Source organism: Streptomyces sp. UH6 (assembly GCF_013421635.1).
GTDB classification, from domain to species: Bacteria; Actinomycetota; Actinomycetes; order Streptomycetales; family Streptomycetaceae; genus Streptomyces; species Streptomyces abyssomicinicus.
Map to the genome: position 1 here is coordinate 1 of NZ_JACADT010001075.1, position 1,847 is coordinate 1,847.

The window sequence follows — 1,847 nt, forward strand, 5'->3', positions numbered from 1 at the left end:
GCGGACCAGTGCCGGACCGGTGTCGGACCGGTGGCGGGCCGCTGGTGGGCTGCCACAACCGCCTGCCGCCCTCCGCCCGGTCCCTTGCACGTTCGGGGCGCGCGCGTGCCCGGCACGGGGGAGGCCGACTGTAGGGATCCCACAGTCGGCGGGGGTGCGCTGCTGTTCGTGCCCGAAGGCCCCCGACGGCGGGCGGACCGATAGGTTTTCGGGGAAGCCGCCGGTCGGCGCGGGAACGCGGCCCGGCGGGGAAACTCGTACACAGCACGAAGGGGGACGGATGAGCCGCTCGGTTCTCGTCACCGGAGGCAACAGGGGCATCGGCCTCGCCATCGCCCGCGCGTTCGCCCAGGCCGGCGACAAGGTCGCGTACACCTACCGCTCCGGCGAACCGCCGGCCGAGCTCACCGACCTCGGCTGCCTCGCCGTCCGCTGCGACATCACCGACTCCGAGCAGGTGGAGCAGGCCTACAAGGAGGTCGAGGAGCGGCACGGTCCGGTCGAGGTGCTGGTGGCCAACGCCGGCATCACCAAGGACCAGCTCCTGATGCGCATGTCGGAGGAGGACTTCACCTCCGTCATCGACACCAACCTGACCGGCACCTTCCGCGTGGTCAAGCGGGCCAACAAGGGCATGCTGCGCGCCCGCAAGGGCCGGGTCGTCCTGATCTCCTCCGTCGTGGGCCTCGCCGGCCAGGCGGGCCAGGCCAACTACTCGGCCTCCAAGGCCGCGCTGGTCGGCTTCGCGCGATCCCTCGCCCGTGAGCTGGGCTCGCGCAACATCACCTTCAACGTCGTCGCCCCCGGCTTCGTGGACACCGACATGACGCGCGACCTCCCCGAGGAGACGCGCGACGACCTCCTGTCCAAGATTCCGCTGGGCAGGTACGCGGCGGTCGAGGAGATCGCCGGCGTGGTGCGCTTCCTCTCCTCGGACGAGGCGTCGTACATCACTGGAGCCGTCATCCCCGTTGACGGCGGATTGGGCATGGGTCACTGATCGACATGAGCGGAATTCTCGAGGGCAAGCGGATCCTGATCACCGGCGTGCTGCTGGAGTCCTCCATCGCCTTCCACACGGCGAAGCTGGCCCAGGAGCAGGGCGCGGAGATCATCCTCACCGCCTTCCCCCGGCCCACGCTCACCGAGCGGATCGCCAAGAAGCTGCCCAGGCCGACGAAGGTCGTCGAGCTGGACGTCACCAACGACGAGCACCTCGGGCGGCTCGCCGACGTGGTCGCCGAGGAGCTCGGCACGCTGGACGGCGTGGTCCACTCCATCGGCTTCGCACCGCAGGACGCGCTGGGCGGCAACTTCCTGAACACGCCGTTCGAGTCGGTGGCCACGGCGATGCACGTCTCGGCGTTCTCGCTGAAGTCGCTGGCCATGGCCTGCCTGCCGCTGATGCAGAACGGCGGTTCGGTGGTGGGCCTCACCTTCGACGCGCAGTACGCGTGGCCCCAGTACGACTGGATGGGCCCGGCGAAGGCGGCCCTGGAGGCCACCAGCCGGTACCTGGCGCGTGACCTGGGCAAGCAGAACGTGCGGTCCAACCTGATCTCGGCGGGGCCGATCGGGTCCATGGCGGCGAAGTCCATCCCCGGGTTCGCCGACCTGGCCTCGGTGTGGGACTCGCGGGCCCCGCTGGAGTGGAACCTGGCGGACCCGGAGCCGGCCGCGCGCGGTGTCGTCGCCCTGCTGAGCGACTGGTTCCCGAAGACGACGGGCGAGATCATCCACGTCGACGGCGGCCTGCACGCCATCGGCGCGTAACGCCTTCCCCGCCCCTCCCGCCGCCCCGCGCCACCCACCCGGCGCGGGGCGGTGGCGTTCCGGAGGGTCGGGTG

2 protein-coding genes are annotated in these 1,847 nt (G+C 71.0%); both read left to right on the forward strand.

Annotated elements, in window-relative coordinates; all coding sequences use genetic code 11:
• The first annotated feature begins 280 nt into the window (after positions 1 to 280).
• A complete protein-coding gene (gene fabG, locus HW445_RS29355) occupies positions 281 to 1,000 on the forward strand; it encodes a 3-oxoacyl-[acyl-carrier-protein] reductase (protein ID WP_180223859.1) in 720 nt (239 codons plus the stop codon).
• Positions 1,001 to 1,005: 5 nt separating this feature from the next.
• Complete coding sequence (gene fabI, locus HW445_RS29360; protein WP_151775602.1) at positions 1,006 to 1,773, forward strand: enoyl-ACP reductase FabI; 768 nt, start codon at positions 1,006 to 1,008, stop codon at positions 1,771 to 1,773.
• Positions 1,774 to 1,847: the final 74 nt, after the last annotated feature.

Coding starts and splice junctions, on each gene's coding strand:
- fabG (WP_180223859.1), top strand. CDS start 281: ATGAGCCGCTCGGTTCTCGTCACCGGAGGCAACAGGGGCATCGGCCTC.
- fabI (WP_151775602.1), top strand. CDS start 1,006: ATGAGCGGAATTCTCGAGGGCAAGCGGATCCTGATCACCGGCGTGCTG.